This is a genomic window from Microbacterium limosum (genome assembly GCF_036324365.1).
GTDB lineage: Bacteria > Actinomycetota > Actinomycetes > Actinomycetales > Microbacteriaceae > Microbacterium > Microbacterium limosum.
In genome coordinates this window covers 1-23,916 of the sequence record NZ_CP137080.1, presented here as the reverse complement: position 1 = coordinate 23,916, position 23,916 = coordinate 1, and the positions used below count along the sequence as shown (strand labels likewise).

Genomic DNA, 23,916 nt, shown 5'->3' with positions numbered 1-23,916 from the left:
CCGATCATCTTCCAGGGCTCCTCCGCGGCGCTCTCCCATACGGGAAAGGTGCGCTCGAACAACCAGGATTCCGGCTATGCCGGGTCCAATCTCTTCGTCGTCGCCGACGGCATGGGCGGCCACGCGGGCGGCGACGTCGCGTCGTCGCTGGCGATCCGCCGACTCGAGGATCTCGATCGCCCGTTCGCCTCGAGCGGCGACGCGGAGCGCAGCCTGCGCGAGGCCATCACGGGGACGGCCGGCGACATCATCGCCATGGTGGGCCGCCGCCCCGAGCTCTCGGGGATGGGCACCACCGTCAGCGCTCTCATGATGGTCGACCAGCACGCCGTCATCGCCCACATCGGCGACTCGCGGGTCTACCTCTTCCGCGAGGGACAGCTCACCCAGATCACGGCCGACCACACGTTCGTTCAGCGCCTCGTGGACTCGGGCCGCATCACGGTCGAAGAGGCGCGGTACCACCCGCGTCGCTCGGTGCTCATGCGCGTGCTCGGCGACATGGACCCCGACCCCGAGGTCGACACGTTCATCATGGCGACCCAGCCGGGCGACCGCTGGCTGCTGTGCTCCGACGGCCTCTCGGGCGTCGTCGACGACGCCCACACCACCAAGATCCTCTCGCAGGGCTTCACCCCGGCCCGCACGTGCGACCTGCTTCTCAAGCAGACGCTGGATGGCGGGGCCCCCGACAACGTCACGATCGTCATCGTCGACGTCGGCGGCCCGCACCCGGTCGTCACGGGCACGCCCACGATCGTCGGTTCGGCATCGACCCCGCTCGATATCGACGTGCCGAGCTCCGCCCGCCCGGGATGGACCGGCTGGCTGCACCCGAATCGTCAGGCCGCGAACGAGCCGACGCACTTCGAACCCGACGCGGAGTTCCTCGAGGAGCTGATCGAGGAGGACCGGCGACGCGCCAGGCGCCGGCGGATCGGCTGGATCGTGGGGGCGGTCGTCGTGATCGCGCTCATGATGGGCGGGCTCGTTCTCGCATACAACTGGACGCAGACGCGCTTCTTCGTGGGCGCCGATGAGACCTCCGTCGTGATCTACCGCGGGGTGCAGCAGGACATCGGGCCCATCGCGCTGTCGAGCGAGTACGAGCAGACCGGCATCGACCTCGCCGACCTGCCCGAGTTCACCCGTCAGACCGTCGAGACGACGATCTCGGCGGGCTCCCTGACCGAGGCCCGCGAGATCGTCGACCGGCTCCGGCGACAGGCGGAGGCGGCAGGATGACCGCGTCGACGAACGACACCGCGCCCGTAGCGGCGGACACCACCGTCATCCGCGCCCTCAAGAAGCTGCGGATGCCGCAGACCCACCGCAATCGCGAGCTCGGTCTGCTCGTGCTCGCCTTCGCCGTCTCCGGCGGCGCCATCGCGCTCGTGCAGCTGGGTGCGCTCGGCGCGGTGGACTGGTCGATCCTCATCTACGCGGGCGTGCTCGCGGCGCTGGTGCTGGTGCTGCACGTCGTGCTGCGTCTTCGCGCGCCGAACGCCGACCCGCTCGTCGTCCCGATCGCCACGACCCTGACGGGTCTGGGCATCGCGATGATCTACCGCATCGACCTCGCCACCGACGTGGAGGGGTGGAACGCCTACTCCACCCGGCAGATGGCGTGGACGGCGATCGCTATCGCCGGTGCCGTGGCCGTCGTGTTCTTCCTGCACAACTACCGCGTGCTCTTCCGCTATACCTACATCGCCGGGTTCGTGGGCCTCGCGCTGCTGCTGCTCCCCGTCATCCCGGGCCTCGCCGCGGAGGGCGCGGGCGCCGCGGTCTGGGTGTCGATCGGCGGATTCTTCACGTTCCAGCCCGCCGAGCTGGCGAAGATCTCGCTCGCGATCTTCTTCGCCGGCTACCTCGTACGCACCCGCGAGAGCCTCGCCTCCACCGGTCACCGGTTCCTCGGACTCACGTGGCCGCGGGCGCGGGAGTTCGGTCCCCTCCTCGTCCTCTGGCTCATCTCGCTCGGCATCATCGTGCTCCAGCGCGACATCGGCACGAGCGTGCTCATCTTCGGCATGTTCATCGCGATGCTCTACACGGCCACGAGCCGCACGAGCTGGGTGCTCATCGGCCTCGGCCTCGCCATCGCCGGGGTGCTCCTGGCCTCGCAGGTGATGTCGTACGTGGGGTCGCGGTTCTCGGCCTGGCTGAATGCCTTCGACCCCGCCATGATCGACGCGCCGCGCGGCAGCTACCAGCTCGTGCAGGGCATCTTCGGGCTCGCGCAGGGCGGGCTGCTCGGCACCGGCCTCGGCGAGGGACGGCCGTACCTCACCCCGCTGTCGCAGAGCGACTACATCCTTCCGAGCCTCGGCGAGGAGCTCGGCCTCATCGGGGTGTTCGCGATCCTCTGCCTCTACATGATCTTCGTCAGCCGCGGAATCCGGATCGGCATGGCGGGCCAGGACGACTTCGGCAAGCTGCTCGCGACGGGCCTGTCGTTCACGATCGCCCTGCAGGTGTTCATCATGGTGGGCGGCGTCACCCGCGTCATCCCGCTCACGGGGCTCACCACGCCGTTCCTGGCCGCCGGAGGGTCGTCGCTGATCGCGAACTGGATCATCGTCGCCCTGCTGCTGCGCCTGTCGGATGCCGTGCGTTCCAAGCCCCGGGTGGTGATCGGATGAACAAGGAGCTGAGGCGCCTCTCCATCGTCATCCTCGCGATGTTCCTCGCGCTGTTCGGCGCGACCAGCTGGATCCAGGTCGTTCAGGCCGAGGCCCTGTCGGAGAACCCCCGCAACACCCGTGCGCTCTACGACAGCTACCAGGTGCAGCGCGGCGCGATCCTCGCCGAGGGTGCGGCGATCGCCTACTCGGTGCCGTCGAACGACATCTACTCGTTCCAGCGCGTCTACACCGATGCCGAGATGTGGGCCCCCGTCACGGGCTACATCAACCCGATGCTCGGATCGGCTACGGGGCTCGAGGCGGCCATGAATCAGGAGCTCTCGGGGTCCAGCGGCTCCGCGTTCTTCCAGCGTGTCGAGCAGATCTTCACCGGTCAGACCCCCCGGGGGTCCAACGTGTCGATCAGCCTCGATCCCCAGGTGCAGCGCGCGGCATACGACGCTCTCGGCGACCTTCAGGGCGCCGTCCTCGCGATCGAGCCCGACACCGGCCGCGTGCTGGCAATGGTGAGCTCGCCGAGCTTCGACACGAACCTCCTCGCGGTGCACGACGACGCGGCGGTGACCGAGACGTACGCCGCCCTGGAGACCGACCCCCTCGACCCGCTCGGGAACCGCGCGATCGCGGGCGCCCTGAACCCGCCCGGATCGACCTTCAAGCTCGTCCTCGCCTCGGCTGCGCTCGCCTCGGGCGAGTACACGCCGGAGTCGACCTTCGACAACCCCGCCCGGTGGCAGCTGCCCGGGTCCTCCGACTCGATCAGCAACTCCGGCGGTGGCACCTGCGGTCCCGGCGAGACGGTGACCCTCGCCACCGCGCTGGCCCTGTCGTGCAACATCCCGATGGCGCAGCTCGCGGTGCAGCTCGGCGACAACGCCATCCGCGAGGAGGCCGAGAAGTACGGCTTCAACAGCTCATTCGAGCTTCCCCTGGTCTCCACCGCCTCGACGTACCCGCGTGCCCTCGACGACGCGCAGACCGCTCTCAGCGGCTTCGGACAGGGCGACGTCCGCGCGACGCCCCTGCAGATGGCGATGGTCTCGGCGGGCGTCGCGAACGAGGGCGTCGTGATGAACCCGCGGATGGTCGACCGCGTGATCGGTCCGGATCTGTCCACGCAGCAGGTCTTCGAGGACAGCGAGTTCCAGCGTGCCCTGAGCGAGGAGGATGCCGCGACGATGACGCAGATGATGGTGGCCAATGTCCGGGACGGCATCGCGTCGGGTGCAAGAATAGAGGGCGTCGAGGTGGCCGGGAAGACCGGGACGGCGGAGAACGGACCGGATGACCCGTACACGCTCTGGTTCACAGGCTTCGCACCCGCCGAAGACCCGCAGGTCGCGGTCGCCGTTGTGATCGAGGACGGCGGAGGATTGGGTCAGTCGGGGCTTTCCAACAGGATCGCCGCCCCGATCGGCAAGGCGGTCATGGAGGCGGTGCTGAACGGATGAGACCGACACAGGGTGTGTCCTTCGGGGGACGCTACGAGCTGATCTCGCGCATCGCCATCGGCGGCATGGGCGAGGTCTGGGAAGCCACCGACCACGTCATCGGACGCACGGTCGCCATCAAGATCCTCAAAGACGAGTACATGGGCGACCCCGGGTTCCTCGAGCGCTTCCGCGCCGAGGCCCGTCACGCCGCGCTCGTCAACCACGAGGGCATCGCGAGCGTCTTCGACTACGGCGAGGAGAACGGCAGCGCCTTCCTCGTCATGGAGCTGGTTCCGGGCGAGGCGCTCTCGACGATCCTCGAGCGCGAGGGGGCCCTGTCGAGCGACAAGACGCTCGACATCACCGCCCAGACGTCCGCCGCTCTGCAGGCCGCGCACGCCGCGGGGCTCGTGCACCGCGACATCAAGCCGGGCAATCTGCTGATCACCCCCGACGGACGGGTGAAGATCACCGACTTCGGCATCGCCCGCATCGCCGACCAGGTGCCCCTGACGGCCACCGGCCAGGTGATGGGAACGGTGCAGTACCTGTCGCCCGAGCAGGCGTCGGGCCACCCGGCATCCCCGGCGACCGACATCTACTCGCTCGGCATCGTGGCCTACGAGTGCCTGGCCGGTAAGCGCCCCTTCACGGGCGAGTCGCAGGTCGCGATCGCCATGGCGCAGATCAACGAGCAGCCTCCGCCGCTGCCCCCCACGGTCGCCGAGCCCGTGCGCAACCTCGTGATGGCGATGATCGCCAAGAAGCCCGAGGACCGCCCCGCGTCCGCCGCCGCCGTGGCTCGCGCCGCTTCCGCGCTGCGTCGGGGCGACCTCACCGCGGCGATCGCGGCGGTGCCCGCCATCGCGGGGGCGGGGTTCGCGGGCGACGACGCCACCCAGCTGCTCACCCCCTCCGCGGGCGACGACGCCACGCGCGTGCTCACGCCGACGGCGGCCGCGGCGGCCGGCCTCGGTGCGGGCGCCGGCGGCGCGCTTCCCCCCGAGACCGGGAAGCGCAAGCGCAGCCCCTGGACGTGGCCGCTCGTGGCGCTCATCGCGCTGCTTCTTCTCGTGCTGGGCTTCTCGCTGTGGGCGCTGCTCTCCGACCGCGGAGGCGGAGGCGGCCCGAGCGGCTCGCCCACGAGTTCGGCGCCGAGCCCGTCGCAGTCGACTCCCGACGAGACGCCGACGCCCACGACCGTGGACGTCGACGCGCTGGGGCTCGAGGGCATGGAGTGCGAGCAGGCGCGCCAGATCGCCTCCGACGCGGGCCTGAACGCCTCGTGCGTCAACGGGAACGCGGCATCCAACGACGGCGAGGTGGGCATCGTCTACGAGGTCGACCCGTCGGGGCCGCGCGTCCCCGAGGGCACGACGCTCACGCTCACCCGCTACGCCGCGCTCACGCCGATGCCCGACCCGAGCGCGCCGACGATCGACGGCGGCGCCTCCTCCGTCGAGGCGGGATCGTCGGTGCCCGTCAACTGGACCGGCTACAGCTGCCCGTCCGGAAGCGGATCGGTCGTCTCGTACACCGTCACGGCGGTCAACGGTCTCTTCTCCAACGGACAGTCCACGTATTCCGCAGGACCGTCGGAGCGGCCGATCGACGTGACCGTCGCCGATGCGGAGGGGCAGTCGCTCATCGTCTCCTACACGGTCACGTGTGCCGGGGGCAGCGGCGGGGAGCGCATCTCGCCGACCTCGCCCGAGGCGCAGGCGACCATCGCGGAAGCGTCCGGCGCCAGCAACGGGAACGGAAACGGCAACGGAAGCAGCTCAGGGAACGGCCAGAACGACGAGTAGCGCTCACCCGATCGCCCGCGGCCACGTAGGCTAGGCAGACACCCGTTTCACCCGCCGAGGAGTACTTCGTGACGACCGAGCCACGTGTGCTGTCCGGCCGCTATCGGGTCGACGACCTCATCGGCCGTGGCGGCATGGCCAGCGTCTACCGGGGCTTCGACCTCACCCTCGGCCGAACCGTGGCGATCAAGATCCTCAAGCGCGAGCTCGCCGACGACACGGGATTCCGCACCCGCTTCCGCCTCGAGGCCCAGGCGGCCTCGCGCATGGCGAACCCGACGATCGTGCGCGTCTACGACGCGGGGGAAGACGACGAGACGGATGCCTCGGGCGCCGTCCACACCGTGCCGTACATCGTGATGGAGCTCGTCCAGGGGCGCCTGCTGAAGGACATCGTCGCGGAGGGCCCGGTTCCGGAAGCCGACGCGGTGCGCTACGTCGACGGCATCCTCGAGGCGCTCGAGTACTCCCACCGGGCGGGCGTCGTCCACCGGGACATCAAGCCCGGGAACGTCATGGTGACCCCCTCCGGGCAGGTGAAGGTGATGGACTTCGGCATCGCGCGCGCCGTCTCCGACTCCTCGTCGACGGTCGCCGAGACGACGACGATCCTCGGCACCGCGGCCTACTTCTCGCCCGAGCAGGCCAAGGGCGAGACGGTCGACGCGCGCACCGACCTGTACTCGGCGGGCGTCGTCCTCTTCGAGCTGCTCACCGGCCGAGCGCCGTTCCGGGGTGACTCGCCGGTCGCCGTGGCCTACCAGCACGTGAGCGAAGCGCCGGTGGCTCCGTCAGAGATCGCACCGGAGGTCTCGCGCGCCCTCGACGCGATCGTGCTCCGGGCTCTCGCGAAGGACCCCTACCAGCGCTTCCAGACAGCCGCCCAGTTCCGCGAGGCCCTCGCCGAGACCCAGGCCGGCGCCGCGCCCAGCAAGCGCCAGGTGACGGCCCTCTCCAGCGAGCTCTACGGCGCGAACCCGCGGCAGGCGGCCGAGACGGCTCGTTCGCTCCGTCAGCTGAGCACCGACACGACGATGGCGCGCACGCAGAGCGGTCCTCCCGCCGCGTGGATCTGGACGGGGCTCGCCGTGCTCGCGGTGGTCATCATCTCCCTCTTCTTCTGGATCGTCACCATCCAGCCGGGATCGGACGTCCCGTCCACGTCGCGCATCGTGCCCGACGTCGTCGGCTCCACCTTCGAGTCGGCCGAACGCGCCCTCGCGGAGGAGGACCTCGGTGTTGTGCGCCGCAGCGAGGCGAGTGATATCGTGCCCGACGGCTCGGTCATCCGCACCACACCGGGCGCCGGCACGAGTGTGAACGTCGGGCAGGACATCACCGTCTACGTCTCGACGGGGGCCGAGACCGTCTCGGTGCCCCCCGTGGAAGGCCTCTCGACCGACGACGCGCGCGCGGCCCTCGAATCGGCCGGCCTGCAGATCGGGCAGATCTCCGCGCGCAGCGTGCCCGGCCTGGCGGAGGGCCAGGTCATCTCATCCTCCCCGGTCGCGGGCGACGAGGTGATCGTCGGCTCGGTGGTCAACCTCGTCACCGCGACGGGCCGCGTGGCGCTGAAGAACTACGTCGGCTTCACGCTCGAATCGGCGACGGCCGAGATCGAGGGGCCCGACGTCGCCCTCACCGTCGAACAGATCGAAGACCCGAACTGCCCGGCGACCGAGCCGCCGACGGTCTCGCAGCAGTCCCTCCCCCCGGGAGAGGCGCCGGTGGGGTCGACGATCTCGCTGACGTACTGCACCGGCCCCGCCTCAGGCTGATCACGACCGGGCGTCCCTCAGGAGGCGACCACCAGCGGGTGCAACCCGAGGGAGGCCGCGACGGCACCCGGCATCCCGGCCACCGCGAGCCAGTTCGCCAGCAGGCGATGTCCACCCTCGGTGAGCACGCTCTCCGGATGGAACTGCACTCCCCACAGCGGGAGCGTGCGATGCGCGAGGGCCATGATGGTCCCGCTCTCCGTCGTTGCCGTGACCTGGAGCACCGGGGGGACCGAGTCGGGTTCGACGGCGAGCGAGTGATACCGGCCGACCGTCACCGGCTCGGGGAGCCCGGCGAACAGATCCTCGCCCGCGTGCGTCACGCGTGAGATCTTGCCGTGCATGAGCTCGGGGGCGACGGAGACGCGTCCCCCGAACGCCTCCGCGAGCGCCTGATGGCCGAGGCAGACACCCAGCACGGGCACGCCGGACTCGGCCGCCGCGTGAATCACCGAGATCGAGGCCCCCGCGTCTGAGGGGCGTCCGGGGCCCGGGGAGACGAGCACGGCGTCGGCGTCGGCGACGGCGAGGGCGGATGCCGCGGCATCCGCCGCGATCTCACGGCTGCGCCGCACGTGCACCTGCGCACCCAGCTGCTCGAGGTAGTCGCAGAGGGTGTGTACGAAGCTGTCGTCGTTGTCGACCACGAGCACGCGGAAGCTCACTCGACCGTCACCTCCTCCGGGGTCAGCCATAGACCCACGACGGGGAAGACGTAGAAGAACAGGACATACACGATCGCGGCGGCGAGAACGAGGAGGATGAGCAGCCGCACCCACCAGGGTCCCGGAAGCACGCGCCACAGCGCCGCGTACATCAGGCCCCCCGTCCCGCGAGCTCGGCGGGCGCGCCCGCGGAACGGGGCGTGAAGGACTCGAAGACGCTGTAGCCGATGATGCGCTCCATGATCGTGTACTTGGGGGAGCAGCTGGTCATCGTGAGGTAACGCTCGCCCGTGCCCTCGACCGTGTCCTGGGGCACGGCGTTCAGCACCTCGACGGCGCTCGGGCGCACATACTCCAGGTTGCGGAAGCGGTAAGTGTACCAGCCGTCCTGGGTCTCGACGATGATGGGGTCGCCCGCGTGCAGCTCCGCGATCCGGTAGAAGGGGGCGCCGCCGTAGCCCGTGCGGTGGGCCGCGACCGCGAAGTTGCCGACCTCGCCGGGCATCTGGGTGTCGGGGTAATGGCCGATGCCGATGGTGTCGAGGGTGCGGGAGCGAGAGACGCCGCCGCCGATGCGCACCTGGTAGTCGGGGCCGAAGCGGGGGATGTACATGATCCCGAACTCCTGCCCATCGGCGGGTTCTGGCGCGATGACCGGCTCGACGGGAGCGACCGGGGCCTCGGCGGCCGTGGCATCCGGCGTGGGCTGCGCGGACGGGGTCTGCGACTGCGCCTGCTGCTCCCACTCCTGCGCGAGCGATTGCGCCTCGGCGGTGTTGCGCGCCGCGCCGATGAGATCGCCGATCCACATCTGCCAGGCGATGAAGAGGAACACGAGAACGCCGGCCGTCAACAGGACCTCGCCGATCACCCCGGTGACGCTCGCGCGCCGCCGCGGGGCGGCACCCGCACGGCGGCGCGATCGCTCACCGCGCGTGATCGGCGCGCCTTCGGGGTGCTCCGAGCGCCTCCCCGTGTCGTCAGAGTCCACGCGGCGATCCTAAGGCACCCGGCTGGACGCCGGGTGCCCGGTAGACTGGGAGGCATGGCACGTTCCGACGAGGTCGATCCCGAGGCGCCCCGACGCGACGCCGACGCCCCCAACCCCGTGTGGTTCAAGCCGCTCATGGTCGGCTTCATGCTGCTCGGACTGGTGTGGGTGCTCGTCTTCTACATCAGCGGCGGCAACCTGCCGATCCCCGGGATCGCCGCGTGGAACCTCGCGATCGGCTTCGGGATCGCGCTCATCGGGTTCCTGATGACCACCCGCTGGCGCTGACGCGGCGAGGAACTACACGCGTGTAACTTCTCCACACTGTGGATAAAGGTGTGGAGAAGTCGACGCTTCAGGTGAGCGCCGGCACTGCGCAGAGCACGACGAGACCCGCGGCGACAGCGCCCACCAGCAGGTTCTGCATCGTCGCCTGGCTCGCGGCGCGGGTGCGCGCGTAGATCAGACCGAGAAGCGCGCCCACCGCCAGGCCGCCCACGTGCGCCTGCCACGAGATCGATGATCCGGGCAGGAAGCTCAGCACCAGGTTGATGCCGAGGATCACGAGGATGCCGGTGATGTTCGCCCCGATGTGGCGTCCGATGATGAGCAGCGCGCCGAGAAGCCCGAAGACCGCGCCGGATGCTCCGATGACGAACGTGCCCGGAGCGAGCAGCGCCACGGCGACGGAGCCGCCGAGCCCGGCGATGAGATAGAGCGCCAGGAATCTCATGTGCCCGAGGAGGGGCTCGAGACTGCGCCCGATGAGCCAGACGGCGAGCATATTCAGCGCCAGGTGCCAGAAGCTGCCGTGCGCCAGCAGGGCCGTGAAGAGCCGCCACGGCTGGAAGGCGCCCAGCTCGGGCATGAGATACAGGCTGTTGAAGGCGAGGAACCCGGTCAGCGGAACGAAGAGGGCGACGACGAAGAGGGCCGCGGTGATCCCGACGATCCAGTAGCTGACCAGCGGGCGCGAATCGAGCCTGCGTGCCGCCCGCTTGACGCGCGGCGGCGTCTGCTGGCGCTGCTGCGCCAAGCACTCGGGGCAGATGACGCCGACCGCCGCCTGGGTCTGGCACTCCGGACAGATCGTGCGCAGGCAGCGCTGACACAGCACATAGCTGCGCCGATCAGGATGCCGGTAGCAGAAGTCCTCTGCGTTGCGCGGCTGGCCGGCGGACACGCGTCGTCAGAGCGAGACGACGTCGATCGACTGGATGACCACGGGCTCGATGGGGCGGTCCCCGGAGGCCGTCGGCACCTGTGCGATCGCATCGACGACCGAACGGGACGCGTCGTCCGCGACCTCGCCGAAGATCGTGTGCTTGCCCTGCAGCCACGGCGTCGGATCGGTCGTGATGAAGAACTGCGATCCGTTCGTGCCCTCGGCCTTGCCGGTGATCGCGTTGCGTCGCAGTCCCGCGTTGGCCATGGCGAGGACGTACGGCGAGCCGAAGGTGAGCTCGGGGTGGATCTCGTCGTCGAAGTTGTATCCGGGTCCGCCGGTGCCCTGACCGAGCGGGTCGCCGCCCTGGATCATGAAGCCGGGGATGATGCGGTGGAAGATGACGTCCTTGTAGAGGGGACCCTCGCCGGGCTTGCCCGTCGCGGGATCGGTCCACTCACCCGTGCCGTCGGCCAGCCCGATGAAGTTCTTGACCGTGCGGGGGGCGTGGTCGCCGTAGAGATTGACGACGATGTCGCCGTGATTGGTGTGCAGGGTTGCGACAGCGGAGTGGTGCGGCATCCCGCCATTCTCCCATAGGAATCGGGAGGAAGCCCGGCCCCGGGGCATGCACGTGGCAAGATGGGGGCACGACGCCTGTCGTCCACCAGCGATCGAGGAGGCCCCGTGAGCCTGAGCCGTAAGCGCAAGAAGGAACTCCGCAAGCTGCAGGATTCCGCCACCAAACTGTGGGAGTCACAGCAGGTGCTGGTCGGAGAGGCCGCCGGGATGGCCCGCGAGGCCGGCCGCCAGCTCGGCAACTACTCGCGTGAGCAGATCGTTCCGACCGTGCAGCACACCTACACCGACCGAGTCCTCCCCGTCGTCGACAGGGGAGTGCGCGCCGGTCGTCACGCGCTCGACCACAAGGTCGTTCCCGCCGTCGGCACCGTCGTGGGCTCGGCCCTCTCGGTGTGGGACGCCGCCAACGACACGCGCGCCCGGATCGCCTCCGGCAAGGGCTTCGAGTTCCCCGACACGAGGAAGGTCGGCAAGAACGCCGACAAGTACCGCAAGCAGGCGACGAAGGCAATCGCGAAGCGCCTCGCCGCGCTCGAGCCGGCCCCCAAGAAGTCGGGACCCGGCGTCGGCGGTGTCATCGCCATCGTCTTCGGCGTGCTCGCCGCGGCCGGAGTCCTGTACGCCGCGTGGCAGACGCTGCGCGCCGACGACGAGCTCTGGGTTGCCGACGACCCGCTCGCCGCTCCGGATGCCTGATCCGGACACCGACACGACGACGGATGCCGCGACCGCACGAGTGCGGGACGCGGCATCCGCATTGGGGCTTGCGGTCAGCGTCGTACCGCGACCGGCCGCCCACTCCCTCGAGGAGGCCGCGGCCGGACTCGGGATAGAACCCGCGCGCATCGTCAAGACGCTCGTCGTGAAACGCAGCGACGACACGTTCCTCTTCGCACTGGTGCCCGGTGATCGCCAGATCGCGTGGCCCAAGCTGCGGGGCGTCGTGGGCGTCAACAAGCTGAGGCTGCCGGAACCCGAGGTCGCCCTCGCGGCGACCGGCTACGAGCGGGGCACGATCGTGCCGCTTGGCAGCACGACCGCGTGGCCCGTCTTCGCCGACGAGCGCATCTCCGGCCGCATCGCGATGGGCGCGGGCGCGCACGGGTTCAGCCTCTTCGTCGACTCCGCCGAGCTGCTGAGCGCCCTCGGCGCGACGATCGCCGACATCTCGAACTGAGTCAGCGCAGGCCGGCCATCTTCAGGCCGATGCCGACGAGGCTCACGCGCTGGCGTCGGTCCAGCTCGTCGAGGCGCACCCACTCCGCGCGATCGGTCGAACCGCCGACCTCGTTGCGCAAGGTTCCGCCCCGCACGCTCGCGCGGTAGACGATGCGCAGCGTGTGGAGCGGGGCCGCCGCCCCGGCCGTCACCCGCTTGGCGGCGGGGATGACGCGGGAGTGGATGCCGAGCAGCTCGCCGATGACGGCGTCGAGGCCGGTCTCCTCCCGAACCTCGCGTCGCGCGGCGGCAGCGGGATCCTCACCCGGATCGAGGCCGCCGCCCGGCAGGGTCCACGCGGGACGGAGTCCTTCCGTCCACCGCGCGAGCAGGATGCGGTCGTCCTCGACGATGACGGCGTATGCCGCGACCCGCATGTCCATCCGCCCACCCTACCGAGCCGGGGCCTGCCGAGGGACCGAGCGGATGGCCTCGCCGGGGCCGACCAGGCAGTGGTGGAGCCTAGGAGATTCGAACTCCTGACATCCTGCTTGCAAAGCAGGCGCTCTACCAACTGAGCTAAGGCCCCGTGCGGGTGAGGAGTGGGGCTACCAGGACTTGAACCTGGGACCTCTTCATTATCAGTGAAGCGCTCTAACCGCCTGAGCTATAGCCCCGCAACCTCCAAGACTTTACCGGACCCCCGCCGATTTCTCGAATCGAGTGGCCACGGATTCTCCCGGTCCGCCGGCGGACAACCGCCCCCGCGTGGGTGTTGACTGGCCCCATGACAGGCCCCTCACGCGCGCATCCCGGCGAAGCGCACGGCGGCGCGATCGGGCGCCGGCTCAACTGGCTGCGAGCCGGCGTGCTCGGCGCCAACGACGGCATCGTCTCGGTTGCCGCTCTCGTCGTCGGCGTGGCGGGCGCAACGACCGACAGCGCGGCGCTGCTGACGGCGGGTGCGGCCGGCCTGGTCGGCGGGGCGATCTCGATGGCTCTCGGCGAGTACGTGTCGGTGAGCAGTCAGCGCGACAGCGAGCGCGCGCTCATCGCCAAGGAGAGCCGGGAGCTGCGGGACATGCCGGAGGAGGAGCTCGAGGAGCTCGCCGGCCTCTATCGCGCGCGAGGCCTCTCCGACGACACCGCCGAGCGGGTGGCACGGGAGCTGACCGCCCACGACGCGCTGTCGGCCCACCTGGAAGTGGAGCTCGGAATCGACCAGGGCGATCTGGTCAGCCCGTGGCAGGCGGCCTTCTCGTCCGCGATCGCGTTCACCGTCGGCGCTCTTCTGCCGCTGCTCGCGATCCTGGTGCCCCCGCCGGACTGGCGGGCACCCGTGACGTTCGCCGCGGTGCTCATCGCGCTCGCCCTGACGGGCGTCGTGTCGGCACGACTCGGGGGCACGGGGCCGCTGCGGGCGTCGATCCGGCTGGTGATCGGCGGGGCGCTGGCCCTCGCCACGACCTTCCTGATCGGCTCCCTGCTGGGAACGACCGTGATGGTGTGACCAGTCGGGCGTGTGATCAGTTGGACGTGAAGCCGACGAGCAGTCCACCCGTCACCTTGACGGCGAGGTTGTAGATGCCCGCGACGACGGCACCGAGCACCGTCACGACGATGAGGTTGAGGATCGCGACGACCGCGGCGAAGGCCATCACCTGGGGCAGGCCCACGAACTCGGTGATCGAGACGCCGTTCTCCGAGAAGCTGCGGAAGAACTCGTCGACCCGCGCGATCAGTCCGGTCGTCTGCACGACCATGTAGATCAGGAAGAACGACACGACGGTCACGATCGCCAGCGCGACCGACGCGAGGAACGACAGCTTCACGGCCGACCAGAAGTCGATGTAGACCAGCCGCAGGCGCACCTGCTTGGCACTGGTCTGCCGGCTGGACTTCTTGGCCAGCTTGTCGGCGACACTACTCATACGTCAGCTCTCCTCGGGGGACGTCTCGGGGGCGAGGTCTGCGGGAATCACTTCCGCAACGGGCGCGACGGCCTCTTGCGCGTCGATGCCCCGTTCGCCATTGCGAGCGATCGCGATGATGCGATCCTCGTCGCCGAGCCTGGCGAAGACGACACCCATCGTGTTGCGACCCTTCGCGGGCACCTCGGCCACGGAGGAGCGTACCACCTTGCCGCTGGCAAGAACCACAAGGACCTCGTCGTCGTCGCCGACGATGAGCGCACCGGCGAGGTCGCCCCGATCCTCGCTCAGCTTGGCGACCTTGATGCCGAGCCCGCCGCGCGACTGTCCCCGGTACTCGTCGACGGACGTGCGCTTGGCGTAGCCGCCCTCCGTCACGACGAAGACGTAGCCGCGACCGCCGTCCACGCTCTCGCGCGCGACGCGCGCCGCCAGCAGGCTGTCGGATCCGCGGAACGACATGCCCTTCACGCCGGCGGTCGAACGCCCCATCGGTCGCAGGGCGTCGTCGTCGGCGGTGAACCTCAGCGACATCCCGTGCCGCGAGACGAGGAGGATGTCGTCGTCGGCCTCGACGAGGAGGGCCGAGACGAGCTCGTCGCCCTCGCGAAGGCTGATCGCGATGATGCCGCCCTGGCGGTTGGTGTCGTACTCGGTGAGACGCGTCTTCTTCACCAGGCCGCCGCGGGTGGCCAGCACGAGGTAGGTCGCGACGCCGTAGTCGCGGATGTCGAGCACCTGCGCGATCTCCTCGCCCGGCTGCAGCGCGAGCAGGTTCGCGACGTGCTGGCCCTTGGCGTCGCGCCCGGCCTCCGGCACCTCGTAGGCCTTCGCGCGGTAGACACGGCCCTTGGTCGTGAAGAACAGCAGCCAGTGGTGCGTCGTCGTGACGAAGAAGTGCTCGACCACGTCATCCGCCCGCAGCTGGGCGCCCTTGACCCCCTTGCCGCCGCGGTGCTGCGAACGGTAATTGTCGCTGCGCGTGCGCTTGATGTACCCGTCCCGCGTGACGGAGATGACCATCTCCTCCTCGGGGATGAGGTCCTCCATCGACATGTCGCCGTCGAAGCCGAGCAGGATCTCGGTGCGACGCTCGTCGCCGTACTTGGCGACGATCTCGCTCAGCTCGTCGCGCACGATCGCTCGCTGGCGCTCGGGGCGGGCCAGGATGTCGCGGAAGTCCTCGATCTGCGCCTCGAGCGCGGTGGCCTCGTCGATGATCGCCTGGCGCTCGAGAGCCGCCAGGCGCCGCAGCTGGAGCTCGAGGATCGCCCGCGCCTGGAGGTCGTCGATGTCGAGCAGGCCCTTGAGCCCCTCTCGGGCGTCGTCGGCCGAGGCCGAGGCGCGGATCAGCGCGATGACCTCGTCGAGCGCGTCGAGCGCCTTGAGGTAGCCGCGCAGGATGTGCATCCGGCTCTCGGCACGCCGCAGCCGGAAGGTCGTGCGACGCACGATCACTTCGATCTGGTGGGCGATCCACAGCGTGATGAAGCCGTCAAGCGCGAGGGTGCGGGGCACGCCGTCGACGATCGCCAGCATGTTGGCGCCGAAGTTCTCCTGCAGCTGGGTGTGCTTGTAGAGGTTGTTCAGCACGACCTTCGCGACGGCGTCGCGCTTAAGCACGATGACGAGGCGCTGACCCGTGCGGCCCGAGGTCTCGTCGCGGATGTCGGCGATGCCCGTGATCTTGCCGTCGCGGGCGAGATCGCGGATCTTGATGGCGACGTTGTCGGGGTTGACCTGATACGGCAGCTCGGTGATGACCAGGCACGTGCGGCCCTGGATCTCCTCGACGTTCACCACCGCGCGCATCGTGATCGATCCGCGACCCGTGCGGTAGGCGTCGTGGATGCCGCGGGTTCCGAGGATCTGCGCCGACGTGGGGAAGTCTGGTCCCTTGATGCGCTGCATGAGCGCCTCGAGCAGCTCCTCGTGCTCCGCCTCGGGGTGATCGAGCGCCCACAGCGCGCCGTCGGCCACTTCGCGGAGGTTGTGAGGAGGGATGTTGGTCGCCATTCCCACCGCGATGCCGACCGAGCCGTTGACGAGCAGGTTGGGGAACCGCGAGGGCAGGACGACGGGCTCCTGCGTCTGGCCGTCGTAGTTGTCCTGGAAGTCGACGGTCTCCTCTTCGATGTCGCGCACCATCTCCAGAGCGAGCGGCGACATCTTCGTCTCCGTGTACCGCTGGGCGGCGGCGCCCTGGTTGCCGGGCGAGCCGAAGTTGCCCTGGCCGAGCGCGAGCGGGTATCTCATCGACCACGGCTGCACGAGCCGCACGAGTGCGTCGTAGATCGCCGAGTCGCCGTGAGGGTGGTACTGACCCATCACTTCGCCGACGACACGGGCGCACTTGCTGAACGACTTGTCGGGGCGGAACCCGCCGTCGTACATGCCGTACAGCACGCGCCGGTGCACGGGCTTGAGCCCGTCGCGCACATCGGGGAGGGCGCGCCCGACGATGACGCTCATCGCGTAGTCGAGATAGCTGCGCTGCATCTCGGACTGCAGATCGACCTGGTCGATCCTGCCGTGGTCGTGCTCCGGCGTCACGTCGGGGCGTTCTTCGTCAGTCATCGTGTCACTTTCGTGGAGCCGGGAGGCGGTGTCGTGTCGTCTCGTGTCGCTCGGTCATTGCTCGGCGCGAATCGGACCGCGGGGCGCGCCCGTGGGACCGGGGGCGAAGCGATGGCCGGGACGCATGGCGGCGATCAGATATCGAGGAAGCGGACGTCTTTGGCGTTGCGCTGGATGAAGTGACGGCGGGATTCGACATCCTCTCCCATGAGCGTCGAGAAGATCTCGTCGGCCGCCGCGGCGTCGTCGATGGTCACCTGGAGGAGGGTGCGCGACTCGGGGTTCATCGTGGTCTCCCACAGCTCCTTGTCGTTCATCTCGCCGAGGCCCTTGTACCGCTGGATGGCGTTGTCCTTCGGGATGCGCTTGCCCTCCGCGATGCCCGCCTCGAGCAGCGCGTCGCGCTCACGGTCCGAGTAGACGTACTCGTGCGGCGCGTTCGACCACTTCAGACGGTAGAGCGGCGGCTGGGCCAGGTAGACGAAGCCGGCCTCGATGAGTCCGCGCATGTACCGGAACAGCAGGGTCAGCAGCAGCGTCGTGATGTGCTGACCGTCGACATCGGCATCCGCCATGAGGACGATCTTGTGATACCGCGCCTTGGCGATGTCGAATTCCTCGCCGATGCCCGTGCCGAAGGCCTGGATCATCGCCTGGATCTCGTTGTTGCCGAGGGCGCGGTCGAGCCGGGCGCGCTCGACGTTCAGGATCTTGCCGCGCAGGGCGAGGATCGCCTGAGTGTGCGGGTCGCGGCCCTGCACGGCCGATCCCCCGGCCGAGTCGCCCTCAACGATGAAGATCTCGCTGATCGAGGGGTCCTTGCTCGTGCAGTCCTTGAGCTTGTCGGGCATCGACGCCGACTCGAAGACGCTCTTGCGGCGCGCCGTCTCGCGCGCCTTCCGCGCGGCAAGGCGCGCCGTGGCGGCATCGATCGACTTGCGGATGATGTTCTTCGCCTGTGCGGGGTGTCGGTCGAACCAGTCGCCGAGCTGATCGCCAACGACCTTCTGCACGAACGCCTTCGCCTCGGTGTTGCCGAGCTTGGTCTTCGTCTGGCCCTCGAACTGCGGCTCGGAGAGCTTGACGGAGATGACGGCGGTGAGGCCTTCGCGCACGTCGTCGCCCGAGAGGTTGTCGTCCTTCTCCTTCAGGAGGTTGTTCGCGCGCGCGTACTTGTTGACGAGGGTCGTGAGCGCCGCGCGGAAGCCCTCCTCGTGCGTGCCGCCCTCATGCGTGTTGATCGTGTTCGCGTACGTGAAGACGTTCTCGGTGTAGCTCGTCGTCCACTGCATCGCGATCTCCATCGCGATCCTGTTATCGGACGCCTCGGACTCGAACGACACGATCTCCTCGTTGACCGGCTCCGCCTTGCGCACCCGGTTGAGGTACTCGACGTAGTCGACGAGGCCGCGCTCGTACAGGAACTCGTCGGAGGGCTGGTGCGAGACGAGCTGACCCTCGACGTCGTCCTCGAAGGCGCTGCCCTCGCGCTCGTCGCGCAGCGCGATGCGAAGCCCCTTGTTCAGGAACGCCATCTGCTGGAACCGCGTGCGGAGCGTGTCGTAGTCGAAGTCGACGGTCTCGAAGATCTCGGGATCGGGCCAGAACGTGATCGACGTGCCGGTCTCCTCGGACTCCTCGCCGCGCTCGAGCGGAGCCTGCGGGACCCCGCCGTCGCGGAACGACTGCCGCCAGACATAGCCCTGCCGGCGCACCTCCACGTCGAGGCGGGTGGAGAGGGCGTTCACGACCGAGGAGCCCACGCCGTGGAGGCCGCCCGAGACCGCGTATCCGCCGCCGCCGAACTTCCCGCCGGCGTGCAGGACCGTCAACACCACCTCCACCGTGGACTTGCCCTCGGTGCGGTGCATGTCGACGGGGATGCCGCGGCCGTTGTCGATCACGCGGACGGCGCCGTCGGGGAGGATCGTCACATCGATCGTGTCGCAGTAGCCTGCAAGCGCCTCGTCGACGGAGTTGTCGACGATCTCGTACACGAGGTGGTGGAGCCCCCGCGGCCCGGTCGAGCCGATGTACATGCCGGGGCGCTTACGGACGGCCTCGAGCCCTTCCAGAACCTGGATGGCATCCGCACCGTACTCGTTCGGCACCGATGCGCCGTCTGCGGGGCCGCTGTCAGGGGCGCTGTCGGGCGAATCGGAAGTCATAGGTGATGGCGCTCCAGGTAGGGGGAAGGCGACCTTCCCATCCTATCGGAGCGGAGTCCGCTCACGCCGCCGAATCGCCCCTCTGACGCGATGGAATCGCACGAGGCACCCCAAATGCCCACTCAACCGTAGGTATCGCGCGGGCCGCGCCCAGGAATGGTCCTGGGACCCCATTTCCAGGAGGGGACGTCCGGGCCTATGAAGCGCACCGCTTCGATGCCCGCCTCGGGGTGGGCGCGCACGAGCCGGGTGACGATCTCCGCGCGCAGCAGGGAGAGCTGCCTGGCCCATGCCGTGGAGTCGCACTGCACCGTCAGCACGCCGTCGACGAGGGCCACGGGGTGTGCGTGCGCCGCCGTCTGCGCGCCGGCGACCTCCTCCCACCGGAGCACGAGGTCCTCGCGGGCCAGCTGGGTGTTCCATCCCGCGTCGCGCGTGAGTTCGGCGACGACGTCGGCGAGCCCTCGTGGATCGCGGCCCGGTGTGAAGGGTGCGTTCTCGTCGTCTGGATCGAACCGGCGACGACGGCGCCGCTTGGGCACCGCGATCCCCCGCAGCCTGAGATACGTCGCGATCGTGAGGGGGGCCTCGTCGTCGAGCTCAGGCATCGGGGGCACCGGATCCCGCGTCTTCGTGGATCGTCCCGGCCTCGATGCGAACGGTACGCCGCCGGAGATCGGCAGGCACGTCATCCAGCACGGCGGCCGTGACGATCACCTGCTCGTAGTCGGCGGTCACCTCCGAGAGCCGCGCCCGGCGCCCGGCATCCAGCTCGGCGAAGACGTCGTCGAGGATCAGCACGGGATCGCCGGCCCGCGACTCGGCACGCAGCAGCTGGGCTGACGCCAGCCGGAGGGCGAGGGCGACCGACCAGGATTCGCCGTGGGAGGCGTAGCCCTTGACCGGAAGACCCCGGATCTGCAGGAGGAGGTCGTCGCGGTGGGGTCCCACGAGATTCACGCCGCGCTCGAGCTCCGAGGAGCGCTTGGCGGCGAGGGCTCGGCGGAACAGGTCGGGGGTGGCGCCCTCGCCGGAATCGGCCGACGCATCGTCCCCCTCCTCCGGGTCACCCCCCCGGATGGAGAGCGCCCACGCCGCTGCCGCACCGTGGTCTTCGCCGGCGATCTGCCGGTAGGCCGCGGCGAGCGGGCCCGCGAGGTCGGCGGCGAGCGAGATCCGGGCGTCGATCAGCTGGGAGCCGAGGGCGACGAGCTTGTCGTCCCAGACGTCGAGCGTCGACAGCGCGTCGCCCCGGATGCCCCGCGCACGCGCGGACTTGAGCAGCGCACCCCGCTGCCGGAGCACGCGCTCGTAGTCGGCGATGACCGCCGACATCCGCGGGGCGCGCTGGATGAGCAGCTGATCGGCGAAGCGGCGGCGCGCCGAGGGGTCGCCCCGGACGATGCCGAGGTCTTCGGGCGCGAACACCACGACCTGCGCATACCTCGGCAGCTCGGACGGCTTCACATCGGATCCGTTGATGCGGGCCCGATTGGCTCCCTGCCTGTTGATCTGCGCCTCGAGCTGGACACTCCTGCCCGCGTGGGCCACCCTCACACGAAGGATCGCGGCGTCCGAGCCGGCGCGCACGAGCGGCTGGTCGCTCGACACGCGGTGCGAGCCGAGGGTGGCGACGAACGCGATCGCCTCGGCGAGGTTCGTCTTGCCCTGGCCGTTGCTTCCGACGAAGAGGTTCGCGCCCGGGGAGAGTGCGACGTCGGCGACCGCATAGTTGCGGAAGTCGACGAGGCTGACATGCTCCACGATCACGGATCAACCCTAACGACGTGCGACGACGCCGCACCGGCCTGCGCCCGCGGTCAGCGCAGCAACAGGTTCGGCTGGAGCAGGTACTTGAAGGTGTCGCCGCCGGCCTGGTCGACCGACGTCTGGCTCGTGATGAGCACGGGCGAGAGCTTGTTCGCGTTCTCGGATGCCGTGAACGTGATCCGCACGAACTCGCTGCGCACGGCGGCGAGGGCTTCGAGCAGGTACTGCGGGTTCAGGCCGAGCACGACCTCCTCGCCCTGCAGGTGCGAGTCCACCGATTCGGAGGCCCGTGCCTGGTCGCCGCCCGACGCATCCATCGTCACGCCGTCGGGCCCGAAGGTGAAGCGCAGCGGGGCGGAGCGGTCGAGCACGATCTGCATGCGGCGCACGGCTTCGGCCAGCTCGGCCGTGTTCACGACGGCGTAGTGGTCGTTCTGCTCGGGGAAGAGCCGGCGCACGGGCGGGAAGTTGCCCTTGATGAGCAGCGAGGTCACCGTGCGCTCCCCCGAGGAGAAGGCGATGATCTCCCGGTCGCCCGAGCCGGAGAAGGCGATGCGGATGTCGCTGCCGTGGGCGAAGGTCTTGCCGACCTCCTGCAGGGTACGTGCGGGCACCAGGGCTGCGGCGTCCTCGGCGACCGCCGAGCCGCCGTCCCAGGGGATCTCGCGCAGCGCGACGCGGTAGCGGTCGGTCGCGACGAGGCTGAGGGTCGTTCCGGTGACCTCGAGCTGCACACCCGTCAGGACCGGGGTCACGTCGTCGCGCGACGCCGCGAAGGCCACCTGGGCGATCGCGGTCGCGAAGTCCTCCGACGGCACGAGCCCGGGCTCGGCCGAGACCTCGGGGATGGCGGGGTATTCCTGCACCGGCATCGCGGGGAGGGTGAACCGTGCGGAACCGCACGTGACGAGGATTCCGCCCTCGTCGTCGAGAGAGACCTGGATCGGCGCGTTGGGAAGGCGATTGGCGATCTCGGAGAGCAGGCGCCCGTGCACGAGGATCGTGCCCGGCTCATCGACCGTCGCCTCGATGACGGTGCGAGCGGATGCCTCGTAGTCGAACGCGGCGAGCGAGAGCCCGTCGCTGGATGCCTCGATCAGCACACCGGCCAGGATCGGCTGGGGGTTGCGCTGGGGAAGCAGCTTCACGACGAAGGAGACCGCTTCGCTGAAGACATCGCGGTTGACGTGGAACTTCACGGGGCGCTCCCTTGTCGTCCTGGGGGTGGGCTTACCCATGCTAGTGCCGTGTTGCGAGTGCTGTTACGCGGGGCGCGAGGCTCGAGCCCCCCGACTGGAGGTCATGGGAATCCCTTACCTAAAGACTTCTCTCGTTAACGGTGTTAACAGCTGTGGAAACTGTGGACAACCGTCGCGAGTGCCGGAGCGAGTAGGGAACTACACGCGTGTGACATGTGGAACGGGTTCGCATATCTGTGGTGGGACGACCTGTGGACGATCGGTCGCCGTGCCGGTTTATCCACAGGACACACCCCGATGTGCACACTGATTCCGGCGTTCCGGGAATCTATCCACAAGTTATCCACACCATTGAGTCGCGCGATCATAGTGGCCCGGGAGGGTGGGGACGCACCACGGGGGACGAAGCGCGAGGCTTCCGGATGCCGCGAGGGCGATGGCTCTCAGCGGGCGTTGCGGCCGAGCTGCGTCGTGATCTCGGTGACCTGGTTGTAGAGGGAGCGTCGCTCCTTCATCAGGTCGCTGATCTTCTTGTACGCGTACATGACCGTCGTGTGATCGCGGTTGCCGAAGAGCTGCCCGATCTTGGGGAGCGAGAGGTTCGTGCGCTCGCGGCACAGGTACATGGCGATCTGGCGTGCGGTGGCGACCGCCTGCGAACGGCTCGATCCGTACAGGTCGTCGACGGTCAGCTGGAAGTACTGCGCGGTCGCGGTGATGATGTCGGTCGGGGAGACGACGTTCGCGTCATCCTGGTCGACGATGTCCCGGAGCACGGTCTGCGCGAGCTGCACGTCGAGGGGCGAGCGGTTGAGGTTGGCGAAGGCGGAGACGCGGATGAGTGCGCCCTCCAGCTCCCGGATGTTGCTCGAGACCTTCGTGGCGATGTATTCGAGCACGTCGTCGGGGACGTGGAGCCGCTCGCTCTGCGCCTTCTTGCGGAGGATGGCCTCGCGGGTCTCGAGGTCGGGCGCCTGCACGTCTGTGATGAGCCCCCATTCGAACCGGCTCCGCATGCGGTCCTCGAAGCCGGTGAGGTGCTTGGGGGGCACGTCGCTCGTGATCACGACCTGCTTGTCATGGTCGTGGAGCGTGTTGAAGGTGTGGAAGAACGCCTCCTGGGTCTCGGCGCGACCCTGCAGGAACTGGATGTCGTCGATGAGCAGGATGTCGACATCGCGGTAGCGCGCCTGGAAGGCGGACCCTCGGTTGTTGGCGATGGAGTTGATGAAGTCGTTGGTGAACTCTTCGCTCGAGACGTACCGCACCTTGATGCCGGTGTAGAGGTTGATGGCGTAGTCGCCGATCGCGTGCAGCAGGTGGGTCTTGCCGAGGCCCGAGTCGCCGTAGATGAACAGCGGGTTGTACGCCTTCGCCGGTGCCTCGGCGACCGCGACGGCCGCGGCGTGGGCGAATCGGTTGGACTGGCCGATGACGAAGTTGTCGAAGGTGTACTTCGGATTGAGGCGGGTGTCGTTGCGCGATGTCGAGGCGGGTTCGCTCGGAGCGTCGACGTAGGCGCGCAGACCGCCGACCGCGGGGGGTGCCGCGGCCGGCGCCGGTGCGGGCTCCGGATCCGGGTCGCTGTCGCGCGTCGAGACGTGGATGTCCGCGAGCTCCGGGTTGACGACGACGCGGAAGCTCGCGGCGCCCGTGTTGTGATCCACGTGCGCGAGGGCCTCCATGATGGAGGTGCGCATTCGCTTGTTGAACTGCGCCGCCGTCAGGTCGTTCGGGACGTCGAGATAGAGGGTTCCGCCCATGACTCCCTGCGGCACGGCCAGATTGAGGAATCCTTGCAGCTGCGGGGTGATGCGCTCGTCCGAGGCCAGCACATCCAGCACAGCCGACCAGACGGAGACATCTGGAACATCGTGCTGAGACATGGGCCCCCCGGGGTCGGATCGCGAATCGGCTCACAGGGACGTGCACACCGTCGGAACCTGTGGATAACTGCCGCGGGTCACGCTAGCCACGCGCCCCCGCGGCGCAAAATCCACCATAGGACGGCGAGGCGTGTCACTTCCACGATCCTGTGGATCC

The 23,916-nt window shown here is 69.1% G+C and carries 22 protein-coding genes and 2 tRNA genes; 9 read left to right on the top strand and 15 right to left on the bottom strand.

What is annotated here, in order from left to right; translation table 11 throughout:
* Positions 1–3: 3 nt before the first annotated feature.
* The 5 genes from RYJ27_RS00120 to pknB all read left to right on the top strand — a co-directional run bounded on the left by RYJ27_RS00120 (position 4) and on the right by pknB (position 7,667).
* Complete coding sequence (locus tag RYJ27_RS00120; RefSeq protein WP_330172068.1) at positions 4–1,245, top strand: PP2C family protein-serine/threonine phosphatase; 1,242 nt, start codon at positions 4–6, stop codon at positions 1,243–1,245.
* Complete coding sequence (locus tag RYJ27_RS00115; protein WP_330170787.1) at positions 1,242–2,645, top strand: FtsW/RodA/SpoVE family cell cycle protein; 1,404 nt, start codon at positions 1,242–1,244, stop codon at positions 2,643–2,645. Before RYJ27_RS00120 ends, RYJ27_RS00115 begins: the two co-directional genes overlap by 4 nt.
* Positions 2,642–4,099, top strand: coding sequence for a peptidoglycan D,D-transpeptidase FtsI family protein (locus RYJ27_RS00110; protein WP_330170786.1), 1,458 nt, complete (start codon positions 2,642–2,644; stop codon positions 4,097–4,099). The genes RYJ27_RS00115 and RYJ27_RS00110 overlap by 4 nt, the downstream gene beginning before the upstream one ends.
* Positions 4,096–5,889, top strand: coding sequence for a serine/threonine-protein kinase (locus tag RYJ27_RS00105; RefSeq protein WP_330170785.1), 1,794 nt, complete (start codon positions 4,096–4,098; stop codon positions 5,887–5,889). The genes RYJ27_RS00110 and RYJ27_RS00105 overlap by 4 nt, the downstream gene beginning before the upstream one ends.
* Before the next feature lie 68 nt (positions 5,890–5,957).
* Positions 5,958–7,667, top strand: coding sequence for a Stk1 family PASTA domain-containing Ser/Thr kinase (gene pknB, locus RYJ27_RS00100; RefSeq protein ID WP_330170784.1), 1,710 nt, complete (start codon positions 5,958–5,960; stop codon positions 7,665–7,667).
* A 17-nt stretch (positions 7,668–7,684) separates the two neighbouring features.
* Here pknB and RYJ27_RS00095 read toward each other — a convergent pair whose 3' ends face one another.
* From RYJ27_RS00095 to RYJ27_RS00085, 3 genes are read right to left on the bottom strand one after another with little or no spacing between them, the layout of a single operon-like run.
* On the bottom strand, positions 7,685–8,362 hold the full coding sequence (locus RYJ27_RS00095; RefSeq protein ID WP_330170783.1) for an anthranilate synthase component II: 678 nt from the start codon (positions 8,360–8,362) through the stop codon (positions 7,685–7,687).
* The gene (locus RYJ27_RS00090; RefSeq protein WP_330170782.1) at positions 8,329–8,484 is read right to left on the bottom strand and encodes a hypothetical protein; all 156 of its coding nucleotides are present in this window, start codon (positions 8,482–8,484) and stop codon (positions 8,329–8,331) included. Before RYJ27_RS00090 ends, RYJ27_RS00095 begins: the two co-directional genes overlap by 34 nt.
* Entirely contained in the window at positions 8,484–9,323 is an 840-nt protein-coding gene (locus tag RYJ27_RS00085; protein ID WP_330170781.1) for a class E sortase, read from the bottom strand. Before RYJ27_RS00085 ends, RYJ27_RS00090 begins: the two co-directional genes overlap by 1 nt.
* Positions 9,324–9,377: 54 nt before the next feature.
* On the opposite strand from RYJ27_RS00085, the gene RYJ27_RS00080 reads away from it, so the two are divergent.
* Positions 9,378–9,611: a cell division protein CrgA gene (locus RYJ27_RS00080; RefSeq protein ID WP_330170780.1), complete on the top strand. Its 234-nt coding sequence runs from the start codon at positions 9,378–9,380 to the stop codon at positions 9,609–9,611.
* A gap of 67 nt (positions 9,612–9,678) precedes the next feature.
* Here the strand turns inward: RYJ27_RS00080 and RYJ27_RS00075 are convergent, their stop codons facing one another.
* Together RYJ27_RS00075 and RYJ27_RS00070 are read right to left on the bottom strand one after the other, a co-directional pair.
* Positions 9,679–10,506, bottom strand: a complete 828-nt coding sequence (locus tag RYJ27_RS00075; RefSeq protein ID WP_330170779.1) for a rhomboid family intramembrane serine protease — start codon at positions 10,504–10,506, stop codon at positions 9,679–9,681.
* 6 nt (positions 10,507–10,512) lie between these two features.
* Positions 10,513–11,070: a peptidylprolyl isomerase gene (locus tag RYJ27_RS00070; protein WP_330170778.1), complete on the bottom strand. Its 558-nt coding sequence runs from the start codon at positions 11,068–11,070 to the stop codon at positions 10,513–10,515.
* 105 nt (positions 11,071–11,175) lie between these two features.
* Between RYJ27_RS00070 and RYJ27_RS00065 the strand changes: the two genes are divergently transcribed.
* Both RYJ27_RS00065 and RYJ27_RS00060 read left to right on the top strand, forming a co-directional pair.
* The gene (locus RYJ27_RS00065) at positions 11,176–11,766 is read left to right on the top strand and encodes a DNA helicase (RefSeq protein WP_330170777.1); all 591 of its coding nucleotides are present in this window, start codon (positions 11,176–11,178) and stop codon (positions 11,764–11,766) included.
* Positions 11,759–12,247: an aminoacyl-tRNA deacylase gene (locus RYJ27_RS00060; protein ID WP_330170776.1), complete on the top strand. Its 489-nt coding sequence runs from the start codon at positions 11,759–11,761 to the stop codon at positions 12,245–12,247. The genes RYJ27_RS00065 and RYJ27_RS00060 overlap by 8 nt, the downstream gene beginning before the upstream one ends.
* 1 nt (position 12,248) lies before the next feature.
* Here RYJ27_RS00060 and RYJ27_RS00055 read toward each other — a convergent pair whose 3' ends face one another.
* From RYJ27_RS00055 to RYJ27_RS00045, 3 genes are all read right to left on the bottom strand, one after another.
* Complete coding sequence (locus RYJ27_RS00055) at positions 12,249–12,671, bottom strand: NUDIX hydrolase (protein ID WP_330170775.1); 423 nt, start codon at positions 12,669–12,671, stop codon at positions 12,249–12,251.
* Positions 12,672–12,741: 70 nt separating this feature from the next.
* Positions 12,742–12,817, bottom strand: a tRNA-Ala gene (locus RYJ27_RS00050).
* 14 nt (positions 12,818–12,831) lie between these two features.
* A tRNA-Ile gene (locus RYJ27_RS00045) sits at positions 12,832–12,905 on the bottom strand.
* 110 nt (positions 12,906–13,015) lie between these two features.
* Here RYJ27_RS00045 and RYJ27_RS00040 point away from each other — a divergent pair.
* Complete coding sequence (locus RYJ27_RS00040; RefSeq protein WP_330170774.1) at positions 13,016–13,738, top strand: VIT1/CCC1 transporter family protein; 723 nt, start codon at positions 13,016–13,018, stop codon at positions 13,736–13,738.
* A gap of 16 nt (positions 13,739–13,754) precedes the next feature.
* Here the strand turns inward: RYJ27_RS00040 and RYJ27_RS00035 are convergent, their stop codons facing one another.
* The 7 genes from RYJ27_RS00035 to dnaA all read right to left on the bottom strand — a co-directional run bounded on the left by RYJ27_RS00035 (position 13,755) and on the right by dnaA (position 23,759).
* Positions 13,755–14,159, bottom strand: a complete 405-nt coding sequence (locus tag RYJ27_RS00035) for a DUF3566 domain-containing protein (RefSeq protein ID WP_330170773.1) — start codon at positions 14,157–14,159, stop codon at positions 13,755–13,757.
* Between the two features lie 3 nt (positions 14,160–14,162).
* The gene (gyrA, locus tag RYJ27_RS00030) at positions 14,163–16,736 is read right to left on the bottom strand and encodes a DNA gyrase subunit A (RefSeq protein WP_330170772.1); all 2,574 of its coding nucleotides are present in this window, start codon (positions 16,734–16,736) and stop codon (positions 14,163–14,165) included.
* A gap of 134 nt (positions 16,737–16,870) precedes the next feature.
* The gene (gene gyrB, locus RYJ27_RS00025) at positions 16,871–18,904 is read right to left on the bottom strand and encodes a DNA topoisomerase (ATP-hydrolyzing) subunit B (protein ID WP_330170771.1); all 2,034 of its coding nucleotides are present in this window, start codon (positions 18,902–18,904) and stop codon (positions 16,871–16,873) included.
* A 122-nt stretch (positions 18,905–19,026) separates the two neighbouring features.
* On the bottom strand, positions 19,027–19,512 hold the full coding sequence (locus tag RYJ27_RS00020) for a DciA family protein (RefSeq protein WP_330170770.1): 486 nt from the start codon (positions 19,510–19,512) through the stop codon (positions 19,027–19,029).
* Positions 19,505–20,674: a DNA replication/repair protein RecF gene (gene recF, locus RYJ27_RS00015; RefSeq protein ID WP_330170769.1), complete on the bottom strand. Its 1,170-nt coding sequence runs from the start codon at positions 20,672–20,674 to the stop codon at positions 19,505–19,507. The genes RYJ27_RS00020 and recF overlap by 8 nt, the downstream gene beginning before the upstream one ends.
* A 50-nt stretch (positions 20,675–20,724) precedes the next feature.
* Entirely contained in the window at positions 20,725–21,873 is a 1,149-nt protein-coding gene (gene dnaN / locus RYJ27_RS00010; RefSeq protein WP_330170768.1) for a DNA polymerase III subunit beta, read from the bottom strand.
* 443 nt (positions 21,874–22,316) lie between these two features.
* Positions 22,317–23,759 (bottom strand): chromosomal replication initiator protein DnaA, encoded by a 1,443-nt coding sequence (gene dnaA / locus RYJ27_RS00005; protein ID WP_330170767.1) that lies wholly within the window; start codon positions 23,757–23,759, stop codon positions 22,317–22,319.
* Positions 23,760–23,916: the final 157 nt, after the last annotated feature.

Bases quoted from the DNA above. Each gene is read 5' to 3' on its own strand.
- RYJ27_RS00060 (WP_330170776.1), top strand. From the start codon at position 11,759: ATGCCTGATCCGGACACCGACACGACGACGGATGCCGCGACCGCACGA.
- RYJ27_RS00040 (WP_330170774.1), top strand. From the start codon at position 13,016: ATGACAGGCCCCTCACGCGCGCATCCCGGCGAAGCGCACGGCGGCGCG.
- RYJ27_RS00055 (WP_330170775.1), bottom strand. From the start codon at position 12,671: ATGGACATGCGGGTCGCGGCATACGCCGTCATCGTCGAGGACGACCGC.
- RYJ27_RS00020 (WP_330170770.1), bottom strand. From the start codon at position 19,512: ATGCCTGAGCTCGACGACGAGGCCCCCCTCACGATCGCGACGTATCTC.
- gyrB (WP_330170771.1), bottom strand. From the start codon at position 18,904: ATGACTTCCGATTCGCCCGACAGCGCCCCTGACAGCGGCCCCGCAGAC.
- RYJ27_RS00035 (WP_330170773.1), bottom strand. From the start codon at position 14,159: ATGAGTAGTGTCGCCGACAAGCTGGCCAAGAAGTCCAGCCGGCAGACC.
- RYJ27_RS00105 (WP_330170785.1), top strand. From the start codon at position 4,096: ATGAGACCGACACAGGGTGTGTCCTTCGGGGGACGCTACGAGCTGATC.
- RYJ27_RS00070 (WP_330170778.1), bottom strand. From the start codon at position 11,070: ATGCCGCACCACTCCGCTGTCGCAACCCTGCACACCAATCACGGCGAC.
- dnaA (WP_330170767.1), bottom strand. From the start codon at position 23,759: ATGTCTCAGCACGATGTTCCAGATGTCTCCGTCTGGTCGGCTGTGCTG.
- RYJ27_RS00110 (WP_330170786.1), top strand. From the start codon at position 2,642: ATGAACAAGGAGCTGAGGCGCCTCTCCATCGTCATCCTCGCGATGTTC.
- RYJ27_RS00095 (WP_330170783.1), bottom strand. From the start codon at position 8,362: ATGGCTGACCCCGGAGGAGGTGACGGTCGAGTGAGCTTCCGCGTGCTC.
- RYJ27_RS00090 (WP_330170782.1), bottom strand. From the start codon at position 8,484: ATGTACGCGGCGCTGTGGCGCGTGCTTCCGGGACCCTGGTGGGTGCGG.
- RYJ27_RS00080 (WP_330170780.1), top strand. From the start codon at position 9,378: ATGGCACGTTCCGACGAGGTCGATCCCGAGGCGCCCCGACGCGACGCC.
- gyrA (WP_330170772.1), bottom strand. From the start codon at position 16,736: ATGACTGACGAAGAACGCCCCGACGTGACGCCGGAGCACGACCACGGC.
- RYJ27_RS00115 (WP_330170787.1), top strand. From the start codon at position 1,242: ATGACCGCGTCGACGAACGACACCGCGCCCGTAGCGGCGGACACCACC.